Below are 23,753 nucleotides of genomic sequence, written 5' to 3' on the forward strand. Positions count from 1 at the left end.
TTTAAGGCCAGTAGCGCTAAACTCCGGATGGCTGTCCTTTCTGTCCACCCTGGCTGGAATATAAAAATGAAAAATAATAATAGCCTGCTACGCCACCTACCCTGGCTGGTGCTGGCAATCGTAGGAGCGTGCGCCCTGGGCGTAGTGGCCTTGCGCCGAGGCGAGGCGATCAACGCCCTGTGGATCGTGGTCGCTGCCGTGGCCATCTATCTGGTCGCTTATCGCTACTACAGCCTGTTCATCGCTAATAATGTGATGCAACTCGATCCACGGCGGGCCACCCCCGCAGTGCTCAACAATGACGGTCTGGACTATGTGCCGACCAACAAACACATCCTTTTCGGTCACCACTTTGCGGCGATTGCCGGTGCAGGCCCCCTGGTCGGCCCGGTACTGGCGGCGCAAATGGGCTACCTGCCCGGCACGCTCTGGCTGATTGCCGGCGTGGTGCTGGCCGGTGCGGTGCAGGACTTCATGGTCCTGTTCCTGTCCACGCGTCGCAACGGCCGTTCCCTGGGCGACATGGTTCGCGAAGAGATGGGGCGTATCCCGGGGACCATCGCGCTGTTCGGCTGCTTCCTGATCATGATCATCATCCTTGCGGTGCTGGCGCTGATCGTGGTCAAGGCCCTGGCCGAGAGCCCATGGGGCATCTTCACGGTGATGGCGACCATCCCGATTGCGATGTTCATGGGCATCTACATGCGCTACATCCGCCCGGGCCGTATCGGTGAAATCTCCATCATCGGCGTGCTGTTGCTGCTCGGTTCGATCTGGCTGGGCGGGCAGATTGCCGCTGATCCGGTCTGGGCCAAGGCCTTCACGTTCACCGGGATCCAGATCACCTGGATGCTGATCGGCTACGGTTTCGTGGCCGCGGTACTGCCGGTGTGGCTGATCCTCGCGCCACGTGACTACCTTTCTACCTTCTTGAAAATCGGCACCATCATCGCCCTGGCGATTGGCATCCTGGTGACCATGCCCGACCTGAAAATGCCGGCGCTGACCCAGTTCATCGACGGTACCGGCCCGGTATGGAAGGGCGGCCTGTTCCCGTTCCTATTCATCACCATTGCCTGTGGCGCGGTCTCGGGCTTCCACGCGCTGATTTCCTCGGGCACCACGCCCAAGCTGCTGGCCAGCGAAAGCCACGCCCGTTACATCGGTTACGGCGGCATGCTGATGGAGTCCTTCGTGGCGATCATGGCGATGGTCGCCGCTTCGGTGATCGAGCCAGGCGTGTACTTCGCCATGAACAGCCCGGCGGCAATCGTCGGCACCGACGTGGTGACCGTGGCACAAACCGTCAGCAGCTGGGGGTTTGCAATTACCCCCGAGGCGCTGTCGGCCGTGGCCCATGACATCGGTGAAACCACCATCCTCGCGCGTGCCGGTGGTGCGCCGACGTTGGCGGTGGGTATCGCGCAGATCCTGCACAGTGTGCTGCCGGGTGAAAACACCATGGCGTTCTGGTACCACTTTGCGATCCTGTTCGAAGCGCTGTTTATCCTGACTGCCGTCGATGCGGGCACCCGTGCCGGTCGCTTCATGCTTCAGGATTTGCTCGGCTCCTTCGTACCGGCGCTCAAGCGCACCGAGTCCTGGACCGCCAACCTGATCGCGACCGCCGGTTGCGTCGCCATGTGGGGTTACCTGCTGTACCAGGGCGTGATCGACCCGCTGGGCGGCATCAACACCTTGTGGCCGCTGTTCGGTATCTCCAACCAGATGCTGGCCGGTATCGCGCTGATGCTCGCCACCGTTGTGCTGATCAAAATGAAGCGCCAGCGCTACATCTGGGTGACCATGCTGCCGGCGGTCTGGCTGCTGATCTGCACCACCACCGCGGGCTTCATCAAGTTGTTCGACGCCAACCCGGCGATCGGCTTCCTGTCGCTGGCGAAGAAGTACAGTGATGCCCTGGCAAACGGCCAGATCCTGGCCCCGGCCAAGAGCGTGGACCAGATGCAGCACGTGATCTGGAACGCCTACACCAACGCAACGCTGACTGTGCTGTTCCTGTTCGTGGTGTTCAGCATCCTGTTCTATGCGCTCAAGGTCGGCGTCGCCGCCTGGGGCAACAAAGAGCGTACGGATAAAGAAGCCCCGTTCCAGGCAGTACCGGACGCATAATCGAGGATTGCAACCATGTTCAATGACATCAGTCGCCTCGGTAAATACCTCGGTCAGGCCGCGCGCCTGATGGTCGGCATGCCCGACTACGACACGTACGTCGAGCATATGCAAACCAAGCACCCGGACAAGCCGATGATGGACTACAAGGCGTTCTTCCGGGAACGCCAGGAAGCCCGATACGGCGGCAAGGGTGGCCCCAAGTGCTGTTGATTTAACGCAACTCCCTGTGGGAGGGGGCTTGCCCCCGATAGCGGCGTGTCAGTGACAGATCAGTGCCTGACACACTGCTATCGGGGGCAAGCCCCCTCCCACATTTGTTTCTGTGTTCCTTTAAGGAGAATTTCTTTTGTCCTCTCCCATTCCAGTCACGGTTCTCAGCGGCTTCCTCGGCGCGGGCAAGACCACCTTGCTGCGCCATCTGCTCAAGGCAGAGCACGGGCTGAAAATTGCCGTGATCGAAAACGAATTCAGCGACGCCGGTATCGACACCCAATTGCTGGGCGAAGAACCGGTGCAAGTCATGACCCTGTCCAACGGCTGCGTGTGCTGCACCATCCACACCGACCTGACCAAGGCCCTGTATCTGCTGCTCGAGCGCCTGGACAGCGGTGAGATCGCCTTTGACCGCCTGGTGATCGAGTGCACCGGCCTGGCCGACCCGGCGCCGGTGGCCCAGACCTTTTTCATCGATGAAGAACTGCGCGAACGCTACATCCTCGACGGCATCATCACCCTGGTGGACGCCGCCCACGCCGAGCACCACCTGACCCAGACCATCGCCCAGGCGCAGATCGGTTTCGCCGACCGGCTGCTGGTGAGCAAGCGTGACCTGGTGGACGACGCTGCCTTCGAGGCACTCAGTGAACGCCTCACACGCATCAACCGCCGCGCGCCGATTCGCGTGGTCGAGCACGGCAAGATTGACCTGGCCGAACTGCTCGATGTGCGCGGCTTTAATCTCAACGCCGGCATGAGCCTGCGCCCGGTGAGCAAGGCGCCGTCCATCGACCGTATATCCAGCCTGGTGCTGCGCACCGACCAGCCGCTGGATATCGACCGTCTCAGTGAGTTCATGAACGAACTGCTGGAAGACCATGGCAAGCAGCTGCTGCGCTACAAGGGCGTGCTCAATATTGCCGGCGAAGACCGCCGCATGGTGTTCCAGGGCGTGCTCAAGCTCTATGGTTTCGACTGGGATACCGAGTGGGCCGAGGGTGAAGGGCGGGAGAGTGTGATCGTGTTTATTGCCGATGAGTTGCCGGAGGACAAAATCCGCGAAGGCTTTGCCAAAGTCTACCAACCCTGACGTGTGATGCAGTCAACTGTGGGAGGGGGCTTGCTCCCGATGGCGGCGGGTCAGTAAACCTATATGTGACTGACACACTGCTATCGGGGGCAAGCCCCCTCCCACACTTGGGCGCATTTCAAACTGGACAATTGGCATAAAAAAGCCCGGCTCAAGAGCCGGGCTTCTTAGTCAAGCAACTGCAATCAAGCGCCGTATACCGGCAGCTTCTTGCAGATGGCCTTGACCTTCTCACGTACCGCGTCGATCACGGCTTCGTTGTTCAGGTCCGCCAGGATGTCGCAGATCCAGCCGGCCAGTTCCTTGCACTCTGCTTCCTTGAAGCCACGAGTGGTCACAGCCGGGGTGCCGAAGCGCAGGCCGGAGGTGACGAACGGCGAACGTGGGTCGTTCGGTACGGAGTTTTTGTTCACGGTGATGAAGGCTTTGCCCAGGGCGGCGTCAGCATCTTTACCGGAAATGTCCTGCTTGATCAGCGACAGCAGGAACAGGTGGTTTTCAGTACCGCCGGACACCACGTCAAAACCGCGCTCGATGAACACGCCGGCCATGGCCTTGGCGTTTTTCACCACTTGTTGCTGGTAGGTCTTGAACTCAGGCTGCAGGGCTTCCTTGAAGCAGATCGCCTTGGCAGCGATTACGTGCTCCAGTGGGCCGCCCTGGGCGCCCGGGAATACGGCGGAGTTCAGCTTCTTCTCGATCTCGGCGTTGGCGCGTGCCAGGATCAGGCCGCCACGTGGACCGCGCAGGGTCTTGTGGGTAGTGGTGGTCACCACGTCAGCGAAAGGCACAGGGTTCGGGTAGACGCCAGCGGCGACCAGACCGGCTACGTGAGCCATGTCGACGAACAGGTAGGCGCCCACCTTGTCGGCGATGGCGCGGAAGCGTGGGAAGTCGAGGATCTGCGAGTAGGCAGAGAAACCGGCCACGATCATTTTTGGCTTGTGCTCGACCGCCAGGCGCTCGACTTCGTCGTAGTCGATCAGGCCGTTGGCATCGATACCGTATTGAACAGCGTTGTACAGCTTGCCGGAGGAGGAAACGCTGGCGCCATGGGTCAGGTGACCACCGTGGGCCAGGCTCATGCCCAGGATGGTGTCGCCGCCTTGCAGCAGGGCCAGGTACACGGCGCTGTTGGCTTGGGAGCCGGCGTGTGGCTGGACGTTGGCGTAATCGGCGCCGAACAGTTCTTTTGCACGGTCGATGGCCAGTTGCTCAACCACGTCGACGTACTCGCAGCCACCGTAGTAGCGCTTGCCTGGGTAACCTTCGGCGTACTTGTTGGTCAGAACCGAACCTTGAGCCTCCATCACCGCAGGGCTGGTGTAGTTTTCCGAAGCGATCAGCTCAATGTGCTCTTCCTGGCGCACGGCTTCTTGCTCCATGGCGGCGAAGAGATCGGCGTCGTACTTGGCAATAGTCAAATCACGGCTGAACATGGCGGTCCTCAAGGATCGGGGGCAGAAAAGGAGGGCATTCTAACCCAATGGGTTTTAGATGGCATATGAAAGGACATCATGTCGCGGACAAGCGGGGCTCATCTCGGGATGGGTGGTGACTGTGCCGGCCTCATCGGGGGCAAGCCCCCTCCCACCTTTTGACTTGTGAATACATTCAAATGTGGGAGGGGGCTTGCCCCCGATGAGGCCAGTGGCTTCACCACAAAATCTCAGTCGAACATGAACAGCGCATCATTGCTGAACTGCGCCTCGAACCGATGTGCCGGCATCGGCCGCCCGAACAGATACCCCTGCACCTCGTCGCAACCATGCTCGCGCAGGAAGTCCAGTTGCTCATGGGTTTCCACACCTTCGGCAATCACCGCCAGGTTGAGGCTGTGGGCCATGGCGATAATGGCGCGGGCGATTTGCGCATCCTGTTCTCCGGAGGGCAGGCCATCGACGAAGGTGCGGTCGATTTTCAGCACGTCGATGGGGAATTGCTTGAGGTAGTTGAGGGACGAATAACCGGTGCCGAAGTCGTCCACCGCGATGCTCAGGCCCAGGTTTTTCAGGCTGTCGAGGATGTGCATGGCTTCGTTGACTTCGCGCATCAGGATACTTTCGGTCAGCTCCAGCTCCAGGCACGCCGGCGGCAGGCCGGTGTCCTTGAGGATGGTGGCGATGCGCGTGCCCAGTTGGCCGTCGGAGAACTGCCGCGCAGAGATGTTCACCGAGACTTTCGGCACCCGCACCTTGTTCTGGTGCCAGGTCTTGAGCTGGCGACAGGCTTCGCTGATCACCCAGTCGCCCACGTCCACCACCAGGCCCAGCTCTTCGAGCACCGGAATGAAGTCCCCCGGCGGCACCAGTCCACGGCGTGGGTGGCGCCAGCGCAGCAACGCCTCGGCGCCGGTCAGGCGTTTGCCGTCGCCGCTGAACTGCGGCTGGTAATAGAGCACGAATTCGTCCTGCTCCAGGGCGTGGCGCAGGTCGCTCTCCAGTTCCAGGCGTTCCAGGGCGCTGGCGTTCATATCGGCCTGGTAGAACTGGAAGTTGTTCTTGCCGCGTTCCTTGGCGTGATACATCGCGGTGTCGGCGTTTTTCATCAACTGGCTCAGCTCGTTGCCGTCCTGGGGGCTGAGTGCGATACCGATACTGGCGGTCACAAAGAACTCGCGACCCTCCAGCACGAAGGGCTTCACCAGGCTGGCGAGGATCTGCTCGGCCACATGGATCGCGCGGTTCAGCGCCATTTCGCGGTTGACCCGTGGTTGCAGCAGCAACGTGAACTCGTCGCCGCCCATGCGTGCCACGGTATCGTCTTCGGCCACGCAGCCGAGCAGGCGGGTCGCCATTTCCTTGAGCATGCGGTCGCCGGCCGCGTGGCCCAGGGAGTCGTTGATCGGCTTGAAACGGTCGAGGTCAAGGAACATCAGCACCACCCACGACTTCTGCCGTTCGGCTGATTGCAGCGCGGTGTGCAGGCGGTCCTGGAACAGCGTGCGGTTGGGCAGGTGGGTCAGGGCGTCGTAGTAGGCCAGGCGGTGGATGCGCTGTTCGCTGGCCTTGCGTTCGCTGATATCACTGAAGAAACACACGTAACTGGCCAGGTCGCCTTCGTCGTCGAACACCGCCGTAATGCCGACCCAGGCCGGGTAGTGCTCGCCGTTACGGCGCTTGAGCCACACTTCGCCTTCCCAGGTGCTGTGCTGGTGCAATTGCTTGAGCACGTAGCGCAGGTGGGCTTCCTGTTGTTCGTCGACGGTGAGCATGTTCGGCAACTGGTCGAGTACGTCACTCACTGCATAACCGCTGACCCGGCTGAACGCCTCGTTGGCCTGCACGATATAACCGGCCGGGTCGGTGATCAGGATCGCCGACGTGGAGTGTTCGAATACGGTGGCGGCCATGCGCAGGTCTTTTTCCGCGCGGCGTTGCTGGCTGATATCGCGGCCCACGCCGAGGACACCTTCGAAGGCGCCGTGCTCATCCCACACCAGCACCAGGCGCAGCTCGATCGGCACCTTGCGGCCGTCGGCGCGCAGGCAGTCGAACAGGAACAATTGGGTCTGCACTTGATCGCGGAGCCTGTTCAGCGCGTCGGGATCGCCCAGCGCCCGGCTGACCTGTTCCAGCAAGCTATAGATGCCGGTCAGTTGCTGCGGGTTGGCGATGATCGACTGCCAGCCGTTCTTGAATACCCAGTCCACGTCGTAACCCAGCACGGCGTTGACCGACGGGCTGATGTAGTTGAGGGCCAGTTGGCTGTCGGTGGAGCAGATCACGTCGCTGATGCTTTCGGCCAGCATGCGGTAGCGCTTTTCGCTGTCGCGCAGGGACTCGCTGGCTTCGATCTGGTCGGTGATGTCCTTGGCCACACCGATGATGCGCGTGACTTGCGCCGATTTGTCCCGCGCCAGGGCCTGCTCGCGGATATCAAAGCGCCGCCATTGGTTGTTGCGATGGCGAAAGCGCAACTGGCAGTGCAACTGCGTCGCGTAGCCGGCCTGGCGTTGCTGCTGGCGCAAATCGTGGTAATGCTCGGCGTCTTCGGGGTGCAGCAGGATTTCCCAGAAATACTCGCCCATTTGCTGCAGTTCGGCCTTGATATAGCCGAGGGTGTGGCCCAGATGGTGGTTGCTGAAGATCATGCGCTGGCTGATCACGTCCTGCACATACAAGTGGTCGGGCACGGTACGCACCACGTCCGACCAGAAGCTTTCGCGTTCTACCAGCGACAGCTCGATCAGCTTGCGGCTGGTGATGTCGCTGATGCTGAGGATCACCGCCTTGAAGTCGTCCTGCTGTTCCGGCAGGCGCATCACCATCCAAAGGTACTGTTCGTTGCCGGCCACATCCTTGAGCTGGATTTCCAACTCAAGCTGATTCTGTTGGGTCAGGACCGCTTCAAGTATCTGATGTCCGATGGACGTGGTGTTGCGCGGGCAATCATCGATCAGCCGCTCCCATGCTTCCTCGCAGGAGCCCACTCTGAGCAGGCTCACCGCCACCTGGTTGATCTCGGTGATGCGCAGTTCGGTGAGCAACTGCCGGCATTCCTCGGGGGAGGTTTGCAGCCAGGCGTGCAGTTGCTCGCGGGTCTGCAAGTGCACCTTGCCAAAGAATGCATTCAGGCCCGACAGGTCAAGTACGCACAGGGCGACGCCGGTGCCTTCGAAAATATCCTGATACCGACGCCGGCCTTCATGCACCTGGCGCTGGCGGCGACGCATATTCAGCAACACGATCACGGGGATCAGCGAGAAGGCCAGGCCCAGCAGGCATTTACCGATAAACGCCGGCAGCAGTTGTTCCAGCACGGCTGCGCGGTCGAACATCCCACGCAATTGCCAGTCGCTTTTGCTCAGGGGCGTGACCAGCACGCTTTTATTCAGGTCATCCGGGGTCAGGGCGTCGCCCCATTGCGCCGGCATGCCGCTGTCACGGCTGACCACACGGTGGTTCAGGCGGTTCTCGATGGCCCACATCGGCCGTTGGCCCTGGCTGTCCTGGCGGGTCAGGTTGACCAGGTACTCGGGTGCCAGGCGCAGCGCCCAGTACATCCTTGAGCCGCCGCTGGGCTGGTGCAGCAGCAGATAGATGAGGGTGCCGTCGTTGTTATTGCTCAGGTAGTAGGGTTGGCCGTGGCTGCGCTGCACCAACTCTTCCAGCCAGGCGCTGTCCTGGCTGTCATTGGCGCTGTCGCTGATCATCGCGCCGCTGGGCGCCAGCAGGGCGATACTGCGCAGTTCCGGCAGCGAGCGCTGCAACGTGCGCGTCAAGGCCTGCTGTTGTTCGATGTCGCGCGGCGGCTCGACCATCGGTAGCAGGTTCAGGGCAATTTTTGCGCTCAGGGCCATGTTCAGGCTGATTTGTTCAGCCAGGTCGGCACTGTAGTCGATGGTGTATTGCTGTTGGTTTTTCTGGTTTTGCTGCAACTGGTCCAGCAGTTGCCAGAACAATAATGCGAGCAGCAGGAGGACAAGCGTCGCCAATGCGCCTTTGAGGGTGCCGTGCAGGGGCGTTCCCGGCGCTACATGAGCGGCGCGCAAGGGCGTTGGCGGCGTGACTTTGGACAAGCTGTGATCCTGCGGTTTGGCTGGACTGGCGCGCGACGTGCACTATAAGCCGGACGCCCGAAGGGCGGCTAGCATGCCTTGACTTGTGGCAAAGTGCCAGCCCCGCTTGGCTGGACTGACCAAGCGCATTCAGGTAGCTTTGCCGGTTACGCGGGGGCGTTCCAGCCCCAGACATTCAGGCTTTTTCCGCTCGCTGGCATTGATGATAGTCAACGGCCCGCGCGGCGCATGGCCTGGCACGGGCTTCGCCCGCTTAATTCATCAGTCACTGACGCTAGGTTCACCATGGCTCAATACGTCTTCACCATGCATAGGCTGGGAAAAGTTGTCCCTCCGAAGCGGGAAATCCTGAAAAACATTTCGCTGTCCTTCTTCCCCGGCGCCAAGATCGGCGTGCTCGGCCTCAACGGTTCGGGTAAGTCCACGCTGCTGAAAATCATGGCCGGCGTCGACACCGAGTTCGAAGGCGAAGCCCGCCCGATGCCGGAACTGAACATCGGTTACCTGCCCCAGGAGCCGATCCTGGACCCGACCAAGACCGTGCGTGAAGTGGTCGAGGAAGCCGTCAGCGTGATCAAGGACGCCCAGGCCCGCCTGGACGAGGTCTACGCCGCCTACGCCGAACCGGACGCCGACTTCGACAAGCTGGCCGCTGAACAAGCCAAGCTCGAAGCCATCCTGCAGGCCGGCGACGGTCACAACCTGGAGCGCCAGCTGGAAGTCGCCGCCGATGCGCTGCGCCTGCCGGCGTGGGACGCCAAGGTCGAACATCTGTCCGGTGGTGAAAAACGTCGCGTGGCCCTGTGCCGCCTGCTGCTGTCGGCGCCCGACATGCTGCTGCTCGACGAACCGACCAACCACCTGGACGCCGACTCCGTCGCCTGGCTGGAGCACTTCCTGCACGATTTCCCCGGCACCGTGGTTGCGATCACGCACGACCGCTACTTCCTCGACAACGTTGCCGGCTGGATCCTCGAACTCGACCGTGGCGCCGGTATCCCTTACGAGGGCAACTACTCCGGTTGGCTGGAAGCCAAGTCCGACCGTCTGGCCGCCGAATCCAAGCAGCAATCGGCCCACGAAAAAGCCATGAAGGAAGAACTGGAGTGGGTGCGCAAAGGCGCCAAGGCCCGCCAGTCCAAATCCAAGGCACGTCTGCAACGCTTCGAAGAAATGCAGTCCCAGGAATTCCAGAAGCGCAGCGAAACCAACGAGATCTACATTCCGGCCGGTCCGCGCCTGGGTGACAAGGTCATCGAGTTCAAGAACGTGTGCAAAGGCTATGGCGACCGCGTGCTGATCGACAACCTGTCGTTCTCCATGCCAAAAGGCGCGATCGTCGGCGTCATTGGTGGTAACGGTGCGGGTAAATCCACCCTGTTCCGCATGCTGATGGGCAAGGAAACGCCGGATTCGGGCAGCATCGAAATCGGCGAAACCGTGCAACTGGCCTGTGTGGACCAGAGCCGCGAAGACCTGGATGGCAGCAAGACTGTGTTCCAGCAAATTTCCGACGGTTCCGACCAGATCCGCATCGGCAACTATGAAATCCCGTCGCGCACCTACGTCGGCCGGTTCAACTTCAAAGGCGGCGACCAGCAGAAGTTCGTCAAGGACCTGTCCGGTGGTGAGCGCGGTCGCTTGCACCTGGCCCTGACCCTGAAAGAGGGCGGCAACGTCCTGCTGCTCGACGAACCGTCCAACGACCTCGACGTTGAAACCCTGCGTTCCCTGGAAGAAGCCCTGCTGGACTTCCCGGGCGCCGCCATTGTGATCTCTCACGATCGGTGGTTCCTTGACCGCGTCGCGACCCATATCCTGGCGTACGAAGACGACTCGCAAGCGGTGTTCTTCGAAGGCAACTACACCGAGTACGAAGCGGACCGTAAAAAGCGCCTGGGCGAAGCTGCTGCCCAGCCGCACCGTGTACGGCACAAAAAACTGGCCTGATCCGGCTGGTGTGAAAAAAACGGAGCCCTCGGGCTCCGTTTTTTTTGTACATTTTTCCTTACCCACACCGATCAAATGTGGGAGGGGGCTTGCCCCCGATAGCTTTTTCCCTACTGGTGCATAGCCTGCCTTGCTAATCCCCTTTTAAGTGCGATAAATCCCTTTTTCCGGGGTTTATTTATATCTAATGCACCATTTAAATTCACAAAAGCGACATTTTGCCCTGTCGCGGTGCGACATGAATTGATAAAGTCCGGCTCAATCTCATTTAAAAACAATCAATTTGCCGAGACTTTTCATGATCGAATCCGTCGAATCCTTCCTCGCCCGCCTGAAAAAACGCGACCCCGACCAGCCGGAATTCCACCAGGCCGTAGAAGAAGTCCTACGCAGCCTGTGGCCGTTCCTTGAAGCCAATCCCCATTACCTGGCCTCGGGCATCCTGGAGCGCATCTGCGAGCCGGAGCGTGCGATTACCTTTCGGGTGTCGTGGGTGGATGATCACGGCAAGGTCCAGGTCAACCGCGGCTTTCGTATCCAGATGAACAGCGCCATCGGCCCCTACAAGGGCGGCCTGCGTTTCCACCCGTCGGTAAACCTGGGGGTGCTGAAATTCCTCGCCTTCGAGCAGACCTTCAAGAATTCCCTGACTTCGCTGCCCATGGGCGGCGGCAAAGGCGGCTCGGATTTTGATCCCAAAGGCAAGAGCGATGCCGAAGTCATGCGCTTCTGCCAGGCGTTCATGAGCGAGCTGTACCGCCATATCGGCGCAGACGTGGACGTGCCGGCCGGAGACATCGGCGTGGGCGCCCGTGAGATTGGCTTCCTGTTCGGCCAGTACAAGCGCCTGAGCAACCAATTCACCTCCGTGCTCACCGGCAAGGGCATGACCTACGGCGGCAGCCTGATCCGCCCGGAAGCCACCGGGTTCGGGTGTGTGTACTTCGCCGAAGAAATGCTCAAGCGCGACGGCCAGCGGGTGGAAGGCAAGCGCGTGGCGGTCTCCGGCTCCGGCAACGTTGCCCAATACGCGGCGCGCAAGGTCATGGACCTGGGCGGCAAGGTGATTTCCCTGTCCGACTCCGAAGGCACGCTCTACGCCGAAAGCGGCTTGACCGAGGAGCAATGGTCGGCGCTGCTGGAGCTGAAAAACGTGCAGCGCGGGCGCATCAGCGAACTGGCCGGCCGTTACGGCCTGGAATTCCGCGCCGGTAAGACCCCTTGGGAACTGGCCTGCGACATTGCCCTGCCATGCGCTACCCAGAACGAACTCGACGCCGAAGCGGCCCGCACGCTGCTGCGCAACGGCTGCATCTGCGTGGCCGAAGGCGCCAACATGCCGACCACCCTTGAGGCTGTGGATATCTTTATCGAGGCGGGCATCCTGTTTGCGCCGGGCAAGGCATCGAATGCCGGCGGCGTCGCCGTGAGCGGCCTGGAGATGTCGCAGAACGCCATGCGCCTGCTGTGGACCGCCGGTGAAGTGGACAGCAAGCTGCACAACATCATGCAGTCGATCCACCATGCCTGTGTGCACTACGGCGAAGAGAACGGTCGGATCAACTACGTGAAGGGCGCGAACATTGCGGGCTTTGTCAAGGTTGCCGACGCGATGCTGGCCCAGGGCATCGTCTAAGCCTCGGCCTCGATGCGCAGCACCTCGATCAACTGGTCGCCGACGGGGCGCTTCCACAGCACCTCGTCACCCACCTGGGCGCCCAGCAAGGCACGGCCCAGGGGCGAGCCCCAGTTGATCAGGCCGGCGCTGGCGTCGGCCTGGTCTTCCCCGACCAATTGAATGCGCTGCTGCTCGTCATGCTCATTGGCGAACGTCACCCAGCTGCCGATCTGCACCTTGTCGGTAGACGTAGCGGGCGCCACCACCTGGGCGCTTTGCACGCGCTGGTTGAAGTAGCGCAAATCCCGCTCAAGGTCGGCCTGGCGCTGCTTATCGGCCTGTTCGCCCTTGGCGGACTCGGTGCTGTGCGCGGCCTGTAGCTGCGTAACCTTGGCCTGCAATTGCGCCAACCCTTGCGCGGTCAGGCGATTGGGCTGCTCACTGACCTGGCGCTCCACCGGCTGATCGGCCTGGGCGGCGGCGTTGTCCTCATTTACAAAAGCTCGGCTCATGACGTTCTCCCTCTATGGAGCTTGGGCCATGTTCACCGCGCTTTAGTTTCGATGGATGTCTGAAAGCGACCTATTGCGAGCGATAGGCCCGCGCAGCATCTCGGTTCTTCTCCTGTTGCCAGGCGCGTTCACGGTCATCCCAGTGATTGTCCTTGTAGTCGCGCAGCTCCTCGTTCTCACGCATGGCCTTGCACTGGCGAAAACCATCCTCCCAGCCTTCGGCGTAGACCCGGTCTTTCAGGTAACGCGGCACGTTTTTGCGAAACACCCCGGTGATCACCCCCGCCGCCTGGCGGCCGCTGCTGCACCCATCGTCAAAACCATCGGCAAAGGCGGGCGGATAGCCCCGAGCCAGCAATTCCTGATGGGTTGACTGGCAACCTGATAGCCACACCACCGCACACAGCATTACTGCATACCGCCACATTGCTTGCTCCCTGGCCGTTTCACGGCTGATAGGAGAAGTCTAGATAGGGATTTGTCGGGGAGGTGTGAAAGGGGTGTGAGAAAGGTGTGGAGCACGATGAGATCGAGCGGTGGGCGCCGAAGGCGTTGGCGCCCTCACCACGAGGGCCTATGTCGCCTGGTTGGTCGCCAGAGCCGCATGTTCCGCCAATTCCTGCTGGATAAACGCCGCGATCATTGCGCGATAGACCTGCTCGGTCACCTCGGGGTTGGCGCCCACGGTCTGCGCCAGATCCCGCACCTTGGCGATCACCTGCTCGACCCGCTGCGGGGCCTTGACGCCATCGGTGTCTTTTTTGAAGCGTGCCGCCTGGGAGACGTAGCGGCCGCGTTCGGCCAGCAGGGTGACGATTTGCTGGTCGAGGCGGTCGATGTTGTTTCGAACTTCTTCAAGGGTGGTGCAGGTAACGGCCATGTCGAATGAACTCCTGATGGTGCGGGCAATGCTGACAAAAGGTGTTAGTCAGTAGTGATACCACTTCACCTCAAGCATCACTTCATTCACCGGCGTCGACAAGTGGCTGTACTCGCGCTGGGCACTCAGGCGCAGGCCCAGGTTACGGGACAGTTCCCACTGCTGGTTCAGGCTGAGGCTACGGCGTACCTCGCCATTGGTGAAGAAATCCCCTTTTGCTTCCAGGCTCAAATTGCCCAGGGGGTTTTTCCATAGCACGCCGGTATTGAACCCGGCCGCGGGGGAGATGGCTTCGTTGAAGTCGTTGTTATGTTCCACACGCACGGTGCCGAGGGCGAAGCCGAGCATGTCGTCGCGCAGTTGCCAGGTGCCGCCAGCGCCGCCGTTGACGTGGGCGACCAGGGTTTCGTCGTCGTGTTTGCCGGGCACCCGCTCCAGGCCACCGGTGACTTGCCAGGACCACGGCTGCAGCAAGGCGTTGCGCGGGGTCAGGGAGCGGATGGTGGCCAGGTCCAGTTGCTGCAGTTGCCAGTGGTTGCCTTCGTACTGGCGCAGTTTCATCTGCAGGATTTCGATCTGGGCGCCGAGGGGGAAGCCTTCGGCGTTGTCGTTGAGGTCGTGATAGGCCATGCGCAGGCCGTATTCGCCGAAGGCCTTGTCGCCACGGGTGCCGATGCCGGCTTGCCAGGTGCGCGATTCATGGCCGTTTTCGGGCAGGCCGGGGGGCGTGATCGTCAGGTCGGGCGCGGGGTTCTGGTTGATCGCGCGCAGCAGTTCGAAGCTGCGTTGGGAGCGCGCGGTGTCGCGCTCGAGGCCATTGGCACGGTAGCGGCCCAGGCGGTAGGCGGCGTCGATGATCAGGGCCTGGCGGTCGCGAGGCAATGCTTTGAAGGCTGGCGCCTGCAATTGCTGCTGGTCGTCGCTGACCTTCAGTACCCATTGTTGCTCGTCGCTGTTCAGCGGCTTGGCACGCTCCAGCAACTCGCGCTCGCGGGAGGGGCGGTAGTCGATCTTTTCCACCAGGCCCGCGTCCTTCACGGCCTTGACCGTGTCGGTGGGGATGGCGGTGAGCGGGAATTGCTCGGTCAGGCGCAGGCCGGGGCGCGCCACTTGCAGCAGCTCCAGCAGGCGATAGGAGCAGTTTTCATCGAAGAAAAAGTAGTCGAACTGGATCTGCTTGAGTTCCCACACGTGCTCGACCATGCGCTCGGTCTCGACCTGGGTGAGGTTGAGGCGGTATTCCCACAGGTCGCGGTTTTCGAGGCTACGGTATTCGGAGAGTTTTTCCTGGTAGGGCACCAGGGCGAACAGGCCGGGGTAGCCGCCCATCAGGCCTTTCCAGGCGTACAGGATGCTGTTGTCCGAGCCTTCGATATAGGCGCCGAAGTTGATCGCGTAGCTGAGCAGCGCAGTCTTGTTGCTCTGCACGTCGGCCTGGTCGATACGCAACAGGGTATGGCCGAACATCGACGACGGACTGTTGAGGTAGGCCGCTGGGAAGATCATCACCGCGCTGTGGGGCGCGACGTCCTTGAACCATTGCTTGAATTCCTTGCAGTCCACGGCGGGCAGGTCAGTGAGGTGCAACTGATCCTTGAGCCAGCGGGTACGTGCGGGGTAAACGCATTGAGCGTGTTTTTCACCCAGGCTGGCCGGAGCGTAAAGCGCTTCAACGGTGGCCTTGAGTTCTGCATCCGGGTGGTGGGCGCCATCGGCGGCGAGAAAGAATTTCTTTTCACTGACATAGCTGCGCCAGCCACTGACTTTGCCGGCTTCGTAATGGCCCAGAGAAAGCCAGAACGGATCATTGGCCAGTTGCTGCAAACGTTGATCATCAAGATGCGGTGCCGCGTACAGCGGGGCGCAGGCAAAGAGTGCCATCCAGGCAAAGCGTTTGAGCATAGGGGCAACTTAAGTCGGAAATTAGAGAGACCCAAGGAGAGGCGGGTCCAAAAATAAAACCCGCGCCTGGGTAGGCGCGGGCAGGACGAGCTTAAGCCTGGGTAGCGTATTTCGCCAGACGGGCATCGCCTTTCAGTACAGCCAGGGTGTTGTTGTGCACGTCTTCAGCGGTCACATCGGCCTTGCTGAAGATTTGCTGGAAGTGTTCGTGAGCCACGGCAGCGAAGTGCTCGCGATCTTCCGGGGCAACGCCCAGTACCACGGCGTAGGTGGTCAGTGCTTCGCCATTACCCTTGGCCATGTCTTCGGACAGCTCGTTCATCATGCCATTCATGGCAATCCAGGACTTGCCGCCGTAGGTCAGCGCGCTGTTGGTGCTGCAACCGTTGGTGCCCGAGGTCATGCCGAAGGTGGCGTTACCCGAAGTACCGTTGGTGGTGGAAGCCAGGAAGTGAGCTGGAGTACCGCGCTGGCCTTCGAACAACATGTTGCCCCAACCGCAGTTCGGGCCACCTGGTGCTTCAGCCATTGCATTGAGGGAGACGACGGTGAAGAGAGTACCGAGAAGGATCCGTTTCATAGCTTTGTTCTCTTTGTGTGCAAACCAATGGACAAGGGTTCAGGCACTTCATAGCGCCCTAGGGATCGGTTATTAGTCCAACCCGCGCAGTTTGGAGTTTAGGCACGTTCCAAGGGTTCCGTGTGTTTTTATAAAACAATCAGCAATGTCGCGATTTTTTTTGCAGGGCGCCTCCCGTGTCCAGGGTTTCCCAACGGCGCGCCTTGCCAGAGCGCGCAACAGGGAGCCAGAATGCCGTCATCTGCCCCGCCTGATGTAAGGAAGCCCGATGCCTGATCCTGTTGCTGCCAGCTTGCGTCTAGCGCCCGAAGCGCTGACTCGCCCTTTCTCCGCTGAACAGTTCAGCTTCTCGACCACCAATGATTTGGAGCCCTTTCGCGGTGTGCTTGGCCAGGAACGTGCGGTTGAAGCGTTGCAGTTCGGTGTGGCCATGCCACGCCCCGGTTACAACGTATTTGTCATGGGCGAGCCGGGTACCGGCCGCTTTTCGTTCGTCAAACGCTACCTGAAAGCCGAGGGCAAGCGCCTGCAGACCCCGGCGGATTGGGTCTATGTGAACAATTTTGACGAGCCTCGCGAACCCCGCGCCCTGGAATTGCCAGGCGGCGGTGCGGCAGCGTTCATTGCCGATATCAATGGCCTGGTCGACAACCTCGTCGCGACCTTCCCGGCGGTGTTCGAACACCCGACTTATCAACAGCGCAAGAGTGCCATCGACCGCGCCTTCAACCAGCGCTATGACAAGGCCCTGGACGTGATCGAGCGCCTGGCCCTGGAAAAGGACGTGGCGCTGTACCGCGACAGTTCCAACATTGCCTTCACCCCGATGCTCGACGGTAAGGCCCTGGATGAGGCCGAGTTCTCCCAGCTGCCGGAAGTGGATCGCGAGCGTTTCCACACGGATATTTCCGAGCTGGAAGAACGCCTCAACGAGGAATTGGCCAGCCTGCCCCAGTGGAAGCGCGAGTCCAATAACCAACTGCGTCAGTTCAACGAAGAAACCATCACCCTGGCCCTGCAGCCTTTGCTCGCACCGCTGTCGGAAAAGTACGCGGAGAACGCCGGTGTCTGCGGTTACCTGCAGGCCATGCAGGTGTACCTGCTGAAAACCGTGGTCGAGCAACTGGTGGACGACGCCAAGACCGACGCCCAGGCCCGCAAGCTGCTCGAAGAGCAATACTGCCCGAGCCTGGTGGTGGGCCATGCGGTCAACGGTGGCGCGCCGGTGGTGTTTGAACCGCACCCGACCTACGACAACCTGTTCGGCCGTATCGAATACAGCACCGACCAGGGCGCGCTGTACACCACCTATCGGCAGTTACGCCCGGGTGCGTTGCACCGTGCCAACGGCGGTTTTCTGATTCTTGAAGCCGAGAAGATGCTCAGCGAGCCGTTTGTGTGGGACGCCCTCAAGCGTTCCCTGCAGTCGCGCAAGCTGAAGATGGAATCGCCCCTGGGCGAACTGGGCCGCCTGGCCACCGTGACCCTTAACCCGCAGATGATCCCATTGCAGGTCAAGGTCATCATCATCGGTTCGCGCCAGTTGTATTACGCGCTGCAGGACGCCGATCCGGACTTCCAGGAGATGTTCCGGGTGCTGGTGGATTTCGACGAAGACATCCCGATGGTGGACGAGAGCCTGGAGCAGTTCGCCCAGTTGCTCAAGACCCGCACTTCGGAAGAAGGCATGGCGCCGCTGACTTCTGACGCGGTCGCGCGGCTGGCCACCTACAGCGCACGGCTGGCGGAGCACCAGGGCCGTTTGTCGGCACGTATTGGGGATTTGTTCCAGCTGGTCAGCGAAGCGGACTTTATCCGGCACCTGGCGGGCGATGAGATGACCGATGCCGGCCATATCGAGCGCGCGCTGAAGGCCAAGGCCACGCGCACCGGGCGTGTGTCGGCGCGGATTCTCGACGATATGCTCGCCGGGGTGATCCTGATCGACACCGCCGGCGCAGCGGTCGGCAAGTGCAACGGGCTGACGGTGCTGGAGGTCGGCGACTCGGCGTTCGGTGTGCCGGCGCGGATTTCCGCCACGGTGTACCCGGGCGGCAGCGGAATCGTCGACATCGAGCGTGAAGTTAACCTCGGGCAGCCGATTCACTCCAAAGGCGTGATGATCCTCACCGGTTACCTGGGCAGCCGCTATGCCCAGGAATTTCCGCTGGCGATCTCGGCGAGTATCGCGCTGGAACAGTCCTACGGTTACGTGGACGGTGACAGCGCGTCCCTGGGCGAGGCCTGTACCTTGATCTCGGCCTTGTCGAAGACGCCGCTCAAGCAGTGCTTTGCGATCACCGGTTCGATCAACCAGTTTGGTGAAGTGCAGGCCGTGGGCGGGGTCAACGAGAAGATCGAAGGCTTCTTCCGCCTGTGCGAAGCCCGCGGTTTGACCGGCGAGCAAGGGGCGATCATTCCCCAGGCGAACGTGGCCACGTTGATGCTGGATGAAAAGGTGTTGCAGGCCGTGCGCGCCGGGCAATTCCACATCTACGCGGTGCGTCAGGCCGACGAGGCATTGAGCCTTCTGGTGGGCGAGGATGCCGGTGAGCCGGACGCCGAGGGGCAGTTCCCGGAAGGCACGGTCAATGCCCGCGTGGTCGAGCGCTTGCGCGCGATTGCCGAGATGATCAGCGAGGAAGACCTGAAGGAAGCCGAGAAGGAGTTGGCGCAGCAGGCGCTGGCCGAAGCCAAGCCCACCTGAGTTCTGAGGCCAGGCCGGATCAAACCTGTGGGAGGGGGCTTGCTCCCGATTGCGATAGGTCAGTCATGTAGATGTCGACTGACACACTGCATCGGGAGCAAGCCCCCTCCCACATTTGGATCTGGTTGCGTCACTAAATTGACGTTCTTCCGAGGGGCCAACGCCCGTTGGTCCCTACAGCCTTGGTTTGTCGTGTTTTTATTCTATTCTGAGCGTAGGGATATCCACAGGAGTCGCTGGATAGAAACAGCCTCGCCATAGGTTGAGGCTGAACACCGATCTACCGAGGGTCGCCGCCATGCCGCGCAACCTTTGCCTTACCCGCCAGTGCTTCGGCCTGGTTACCCGAATCGAATGTTCCGTTCGCCCGCTCGCGGGGGATAATGGGATGTGGACCTTGTTGTTCGCCGCCGGAATGACGGGTGAGCAGCCTTCCACAATCAAGTCCCAGGGCCCGTTTCATGGGCCCTTCGTGGCAGAAAGCATGCTGCAATCGATCGTCGACAGCCTGACCCTGCACGGCTATGAGCTGGCGGGTGACCCGCAGATCTGGTGCCTGCACATGCAGGCCCATTTGCGGCAGCTCAATGGCAGCCATGAGCAACTGGCGCTGTAGGCGCGGTTATTTGCTCTCGGGTTTGTCCAGCTTGACCTCAAAGCCGTATTGCACGGTACTCAGGTCGGTGCGCTGGTAGCTTTCCAGTGCGGTCGGCTGGCCGTAGAAGTAATGCACGTCAAACAAGGCCGTGCCGTATTCCTCGGCGCGATGGCTGACGCCGAGGATTTCCTTGAGGTAGTTGCCGCTGGCGTCCTTGGCATAGAAGCGCCAGCTGTCGGCGGGGAACTCCTTTTGGTCGACGATCAATGCGTTGTCTTTGAGCGACAACCCCTTGGGCAGCTTGGCCGCATCGATGTCGCCTTTCTCGATAGTCGCCAGGAACAGCGGGATCGAACCCACCACAAACGCCGGGTTTTCCGGGAACAGGTTGAGGTCGTAGGTGAGGGTGCCGCGGGCCGGGTTCAATTCATACGCCTCGGTCGGCAATTCGATGGGCTCGCCGCGTTCACCTTTCTCGTCGGCAGTGAAGAACGTCACCGGTGATTCGCTGCTGTTGCGCTCGCTGCCCACCAGGTCGTCATTGAAGGTGAATGGGTGGTCGAACACGATATGGGCGGCGCTGGCGTCTTCGACGGACTGGCTGATAGTGACGCTGTTCTTCAGTTGTTCCTCGGTCAACGAGGCGTCCTTGAGCCAGCTGGCGGCGCCGTCGTCGTACACGGTAACCGGCATGGGCAAGGCTTGTACGGTCTTTTCCAGGCTGTTCTTGTCGAAGCGCAGGACCGGCAGGTCGAGGTCCTTGCGGGTGACCGTGGCCGTGGAGAAGTCCAGCACATTGATCTGCAGGGTGTCGATCAGGCCATTGAAATAGACCTTGGCGTAATGGCTGCCCTGCTTGTGTTCGAAGGCTTTCTGCTCATCGAGCAGTTGCTTTTCAAACCCATCGGACCAGGCCTTCTGCTTTTGCATCTCGGCCAATTGCTTCTGGTAGAACTCGACTTGCGCGCTGCTTTCGTTGATCGAACCCGAGCGTGTGAGGAATTGCCCGGTGCTGTCCCGCGCCTGTACCAGCAAGGGGTTGGGCGATTCGTCACCCACTTCGGGTGCCAGTGGTTGGCTGTTGGTCAGTTCGATTTCGGCGTAGTTCTTTTCCAGGAGCAGCAGGTTGACGGTGATATTGCCTTCGGTGCGTTTGTGGCCCACGTCCTTTTTCGACAAGTCGAAGGTCAGCACTTTGCCCGGTGCGATCACTTCCACTGCGCCTTTGAGGCGAACGGGTTGCGGCTGGCTTTTGTTTTCCGTCTCGATGCCATCGATGAACGGGTAGGTGACCGTCAGGTCATCCGGGTTGGTCAGGTTGGAGCTGCTGGGGCTCAACTGGATACCGGGATCGGTTTCCGACCATTCCGGCTGGAACGGCACGACCTTGTTGTTGCTCAAGGTGACGGACTGCCATTCCAGGCCGTGGGGGAAGGGGAACTGGTCCGGCACATTGAAGTTGAACGGGAAGACCGGCTGCAGATCGGTCAGGTAGTCGGAATGTGAGGCTTTGCGCAGTACGAACAAGCCATTGATGTAGGTGTCCACCAGCCCTTGCGGCGTGGGGTAGTGCTTGAGCAGCGCGAGGCTGTCCTCGCCGTATTCGGCCTCGATGGGCTTGGTGGCGAGCTTGACCCGCGCCCGTTCCAGCAGCAGCAGCGAGCCGCCGAGGTCGGCAATGGCGTCGCGCAGTTTCGGATCCTGGATGCTGTCGAGGGACTGCTCGAACTTCGCGGTTTTCTCTTCGAGGGTGGCCTGTTTCTGCTCATCGCTTGGGGAACAGCCGCCGGCCAGCAACAAGGCGGCGCACAGGCCAACGCTGGCCAAAGGGGATCGCACATCCATCATCTGAGTTTTTTCCTGTCCGACGTCATCGAGCCGAGTTATTGGGCTCGACACTAGCAGAAAAATTCTCTTACAGATGCCGCCCAGGTCAGTTTTCTCGTGGTTACAGGTGTCTTATAGCGGCTGGTATACTCGCCGCCATTTCTAGCCATGCTGTGTGAGATCCAATGGAACGCTTTATCGAAAATGCTATGTACGCCTCGCGCTGGCTGCTGGCGCCTATCTATTTCGGCCTGTCCCTCGGGTTGCTGGCGCTGGCGCTGAAATTCTTCCAGGAAGTGATTCACCTGCTGCCGAGCGTGTTCTCGATGGCCGAGTCCGAGCTGATCCTGGTGCTGCTGTCGTTGATCGACATGGCCCTGGTCGGCGGCTTGCTGGTGATGGTGATGATTTCCGGCTACGAGAACTTCGTCTCGCAGCTGGACATCGATGAAAACAAGGAAAAGCTCAACTGGCTGGGCACCATGGACTCTTCGTCGCTGAAGATGAAAGTGGCGGCCTCCATCGTGGCGATTTCCTCCATCCACTTGCTGCGCATCTTCATGGACGCCAAGAACGTCGATCCGCAACACCTGATGTGGTACGTGATCATTCACATGACCTTCGTGATCTCGGCGTTCGCCATGGGTTACCTGGACAAGCTCACCAAACACTGATGCCCCGCGCTGGCCTTACTGCTCGATGAAGTAGTAGGGCTGGCGGTTGATGGCCATCTCCTTGATCACCGTGACCTTGGTGGTCAAGTCGTTGGTATGGTCCAGCAGCGCGACGTTGCCGGGCTTGGCGGTCAAAAAGCGCTGAAGCTCGGCTTCGGTCTGCAGGATCGGCAGGTAGGCCTGAGTGTAGAACACGCTGGCGCCGGCAATCCGCTCATTGGGCTGAAACAACACCACCTCCTTGCCTTCGGCTTGCAGTGCCTGGATCTGACTGATCAACGGCACGAACGACTGGCGCACGTCGGCTTTGGGCGCGAACCAGAAGGCGGCTATCAGGTAGCAGGCGACGGCCAGGGTGAACACGCCGCCCACCAGCCTGGTGTGGTGTTTATACAACCCCGGCTTGTGGGTCTTGAGCCATTCCAGCAGCACCCGCACATATTCAGCAGCCAGTACAGCGGCGGCCGGTGTCAGGGCCATCAAGTAAACCGTGCGCTTGCTTGAGGCCAGCGTCAGCAGGGTGAATTGCGCCACCAGCCATACGCTGAAAAACAGGCGGTAGCGGTTACGCACCAGGCTTCTGCGGAAGTGCCACAGGCCCAGGTACACCAGGATGTTCCACGGCAGGAAGGCCTCGGGCAGCTTGGCGATGTAGTAGTAGAACGGTTCGTAATGCCCGGCCTCCACGAACGAGCCGCTGAAGCGCCCGACGCTGTTGGTCCACAGTACTTCGCCCACGGCCTGCATCCCGCCGCGCTGGAACAGGAAGCACAACCAGATCATCAGCGGCACCAATGCCAACAGGGTGAACAGCGCCGGCTTGAGCCAATCGGCGAGGCGCAGGCGCTTGTCCATCAGGCTGGTGCTGGCCAGGTACACAAAGATCACGATGCCCGGCATCGCCAGGCCCAGTACGCCTTTGCTCAAGGTGGCGATCACCATGCCGGCGGTAAACAGCGCCCAGGCCCAGGTCGTCGAGCCTTGGCGCTCGGACTCAGGCCGCATCGCCTGGTAGAACGCCAGCAGCGCGGTGGTCACGCCGAGGCTGAGCAGTGAGTCTTCCCCCACGCCGCGCACATTGCTCCAGTAGCTGGCCATGGTCGCCAGGATCAGCGCCGCACTGAAGGCCAATGTTTTCGGGCGCCCGAACCGGCGCAGCATTCCATAGAACAGCATCACGCTGAACAGACCGGCAAATGCCGAGGCCAGGCGGACCGCCCCAGGCGTGCCACCGAACAGGCGAATCGCTCCGGCGTCCAGCCACAGGCTCAGGGGCGGTTTTTCCAGGAAAGGTTCACGAAACAGTTGCGGCACGACCCAGTCATTGTCCAGGTGCATGGCCATGGCGATCCCCGCGACGCGGGCCTCGGTGGAGCCTTGCAGTTCGTGGTTACCCAGGGCAAAGAAGAACAATAGAGCAGCAAGCAGGAGCAGCAGGGGAGCGGGGCGCGTCATGGAGTCTGGCTACCGGGGCAGGGGACCGCTCGGGGGAACGGCCCGCAATCGGCGAGTATAGGGGGGCGATTCTTAATATTTGATGAA

Annotated in this window: 17 protein-coding genes; 8 read left to right on the forward strand and 9 right to left on the reverse strand. The window is 60.9% G+C overall.

Annotation, left to right across the window (positions count from 1 at the left end):
- Positions 1-66: 66 nt before the first annotated feature.
- The 3 genes from BM416_RS14530 (at position 67) to yjiA (ending at position 3,442) form a co-directional block, all read left to right on the forward strand.
- Positions 67-2,133 (forward strand): carbon starvation CstA family protein, encoded by a 2,067-nt coding sequence (locus BM416_RS14530; RefSeq protein ID WP_065938308.1) that lies wholly within the window; start codon positions 67-69, stop codon positions 2,131-2,133.
- Between the two features lie 15 nt (positions 2,134-2,148).
- Positions 2,149-2,346: a YbdD/YjiX family protein gene (locus tag BM416_RS14535; RefSeq protein ID WP_003176208.1), complete on the forward strand. Its 198-nt coding sequence runs from the start codon at positions 2,149-2,151 to the stop codon at positions 2,344-2,346.
- Positions 2,347-2,482: 136 nt separating this feature from the next.
- A complete protein-coding gene (yjiA, locus tag BM416_RS14540) occupies positions 2,483-3,442 on the forward strand; it encodes a GTPase (protein WP_092488509.1) in 960 nt (319 codons plus the stop codon).
- A gap of 185 nt (positions 3,443-3,627) precedes the next feature.
- Here the strand turns inward: yjiA and glyA are convergent, their stop codons facing one another.
- The gene (gene glyA, locus BM416_RS14545) at positions 3,628-4,881 is read right to left on the reverse strand and encodes a serine hydroxymethyltransferase (RefSeq protein WP_017528864.1); all 1,254 of its coding nucleotides are present in this window, start codon (positions 4,879-4,881) and stop codon (positions 3,628-3,630) included.
- Positions 4,882-5,111: 230 nt separating this feature from the next.
- The gene (locus BM416_RS14550; protein WP_092488510.1) at positions 5,112-8,963 is read right to left on the reverse strand and encodes a bifunctional diguanylate cyclase/phosphodiesterase; all 3,852 of its coding nucleotides are present in this window, start codon (positions 8,961-8,963) and stop codon (positions 5,112-5,114) included.
- Positions 8,964-9,248: 285 nt separating this feature from the next.
- Between BM416_RS14550 and ettA the strand changes: the two genes are divergently transcribed.
- Both ettA and gdhA read left to right on the forward strand, forming a co-directional pair.
- A complete protein-coding gene (ettA, locus tag BM416_RS14555) occupies positions 9,249-10,913 on the forward strand; it encodes an energy-dependent translational throttle protein EttA (RefSeq protein WP_027605320.1) in 1,665 nt (554 codons plus the stop codon).
- A gap of 298 nt (positions 10,914-11,211) precedes the next feature.
- On the forward strand, positions 11,212-12,549 hold the full coding sequence (gene gdhA / locus BM416_RS14560) for an NADP-specific glutamate dehydrogenase (protein WP_092488511.1): 1,338 nt from the start codon (positions 11,212-11,214) through the stop codon (positions 12,547-12,549).
- On the opposite strand, the gene BM416_RS14565 is transcribed toward gdhA, so the two are convergent.
- The 5 genes from BM416_RS14565 to BM416_RS14585 form a co-directional block, all read right to left on the reverse strand.
- Positions 12,546-13,043, reverse strand: coding sequence for a GreA/GreB family elongation factor (locus BM416_RS14565; RefSeq protein WP_092488512.1), 498 nt, complete (start codon positions 13,041-13,043; stop codon positions 12,546-12,548). The genes gdhA and BM416_RS14565 overlap by 4 nt on opposite strands.
- A gap of 70 nt (positions 13,044-13,113) precedes the next feature.
- The gene (locus BM416_RS14570; protein ID WP_065938304.1) at positions 13,114-13,470 is read right to left on the reverse strand and encodes a hypothetical protein; all 357 of its coding nucleotides are present in this window, start codon (positions 13,468-13,470) and stop codon (positions 13,114-13,116) included.
- Between the two features lie 147 nt (positions 13,471-13,617).
- A complete protein-coding gene (locus BM416_RS14575) occupies positions 13,618-13,923 on the reverse strand; it encodes a chorismate mutase (protein WP_065947671.1) in 306 nt (101 codons plus the stop codon).
- A gap of 48 nt (positions 13,924-13,971) precedes the next feature.
- Positions 13,972-15,825, reverse strand: coding sequence for an Lnb N-terminal periplasmic domain-containing protein (locus BM416_RS14580; protein ID WP_092488513.1), 1,854 nt, complete (start codon positions 15,823-15,825; stop codon positions 13,972-13,974).
- Between the two features lie 91 nt (positions 15,826-15,916).
- The gene (locus BM416_RS14585) at positions 15,917-16,405 is read right to left on the reverse strand and encodes a DUF3015 domain-containing protein (protein ID WP_027605327.1); all 489 of its coding nucleotides are present in this window, start codon (positions 16,403-16,405) and stop codon (positions 15,917-15,919) included.
- 268 nt (positions 16,406-16,673) lie between these two features.
- Between BM416_RS14585 and BM416_RS14590 the strand changes: the two genes are divergently transcribed.
- Both BM416_RS14590 and BM416_RS14595 read left to right on the forward strand, forming a co-directional pair.
- Positions 16,674-19,112, forward strand: a complete 2,439-nt coding sequence (locus BM416_RS14590) for a Lon protease family protein (protein WP_065938302.1) — start codon at positions 16,674-16,676, stop codon at positions 19,110-19,112.
- Between the two features lie 298 nt (positions 19,113-19,410).
- Positions 19,411-19,728, forward strand: a complete 318-nt coding sequence (locus BM416_RS14595; protein WP_027605329.1) for a PA4575 family protein — start codon at positions 19,411-19,413, stop codon at positions 19,726-19,728.
- 6 nt (positions 19,729-19,734) lie between these two features.
- Here the strand turns inward: BM416_RS14595 and BM416_RS14600 are convergent, their stop codons facing one another.
- Positions 19,735-21,558, reverse strand: a complete 1,824-nt coding sequence (locus BM416_RS14600) for a hypothetical protein (RefSeq protein ID WP_092488514.1) — start codon at positions 21,556-21,558, stop codon at positions 19,735-19,737.
- Between the two features lie 164 nt (positions 21,559-21,722).
- Here BM416_RS14600 and BM416_RS14605 point away from each other — a divergent pair, with 164 nt between their 5' ends.
- Positions 21,723-22,211 (forward strand): TIGR00645 family protein, encoded by a 489-nt coding sequence (locus BM416_RS14605; protein WP_003235131.1) that lies wholly within the window; start codon positions 21,723-21,725, stop codon positions 22,209-22,211.
- Positions 22,212-22,226: 15 nt separating this feature from the next.
- On the opposite strand, the gene BM416_RS14610 is transcribed toward BM416_RS14605, so the two are convergent.
- On the reverse strand, positions 22,227-23,666 hold the full coding sequence (locus BM416_RS14610) for an ArnT family glycosyltransferase (protein ID WP_092488515.1): 1,440 nt from the start codon (positions 23,664-23,666) through the stop codon (positions 22,227-22,229).
- Positions 23,667-23,753 lie beyond the last annotated feature (87 nt).

This window comes from Pseudomonas sp. NFACC42-2, assembly GCF_900116055.1.
GTDB classification, from domain to species: Bacteria; Pseudomonadota; Gammaproteobacteria; order Pseudomonadales; family Pseudomonadaceae; genus Aquipseudomonas; species Aquipseudomonas marginalis.

Coding starts and splice junctions, on each gene's coding strand:
- BM416_RS14530 (WP_065938308.1), top strand. CDS start 67: ATGAAAAATAATAATAGCCTGCTACGCCACCTACCCTGGCTGGTGCTG.
- BM416_RS14535 (WP_003176208.1), top strand. CDS start 2,149: ATGTTCAATGACATCAGTCGCCTCGGTAAATACCTCGGTCAGGCCGCG.
- glyA (WP_017528864.1), bottom strand. CDS start 4,881: ATGTTCAGCCGTGATTTGACTATTGCCAAGTACGACGCCGATCTCTTC.
- ettA (WP_027605320.1), top strand. CDS start 9,249: ATGGCTCAATACGTCTTCACCATGCATAGGCTGGGAAAAGTTGTCCCT.
- gdhA (WP_092488511.1), top strand. CDS start 11,212: ATGATCGAATCCGTCGAATCCTTCCTCGCCCGCCTGAAAAAACGCGAC.
- BM416_RS14565 (WP_092488512.1), bottom strand. CDS start 13,043: ATGAGCCGAGCTTTTGTAAATGAGGACAACGCCGCCGCCCAGGCCGAT.
- BM416_RS14570 (WP_065938304.1), bottom strand. CDS start 13,470: ATGTGGCGGTATGCAGTAATGCTGTGTGCGGTGGTGTGGCTATCAGGT.
- BM416_RS14575 (WP_065947671.1), bottom strand. CDS start 13,923: ATGGCCGTTACCTGCACCACCCTTGAAGAAGTTCGAAACAACATCGAC.
- BM416_RS14580 (WP_092488513.1), bottom strand. CDS start 15,825: ATGCTCAAACGCTTTGCCTGGATGGCACTCTTTGCCTGCGCCCCGCTG.
- BM416_RS14585 (WP_027605327.1), bottom strand. CDS start 16,405: ATGAAACGGATCCTTCTCGGTACTCTCTTCACCGTCGTCTCCCTCAAT.
- BM416_RS14590 (WP_065938302.1), top strand. CDS start 16,674: ATGCCTGATCCTGTTGCTGCCAGCTTGCGTCTAGCGCCCGAAGCGCTG.
- BM416_RS14595 (WP_027605329.1), top strand. CDS start 19,411: ATGCCGCGCAACCTTTGCCTTACCCGCCAGTGCTTCGGCCTGGTTACC.
- BM416_RS14600 (WP_092488514.1), bottom strand. CDS start 21,558: ATGATGGATGTGCGATCCCCTTTGGCCAGCGTTGGCCTGTGCGCCGCC.
- BM416_RS14605 (WP_003235131.1), top strand. CDS start 21,723: ATGGAACGCTTTATCGAAAATGCTATGTACGCCTCGCGCTGGCTGCTG.
- BM416_RS14610 (WP_092488515.1), bottom strand. CDS start 23,666: ATGACGCGCCCCGCTCCCCTGCTGCTCCTGCTTGCTGCTCTATTGTTC.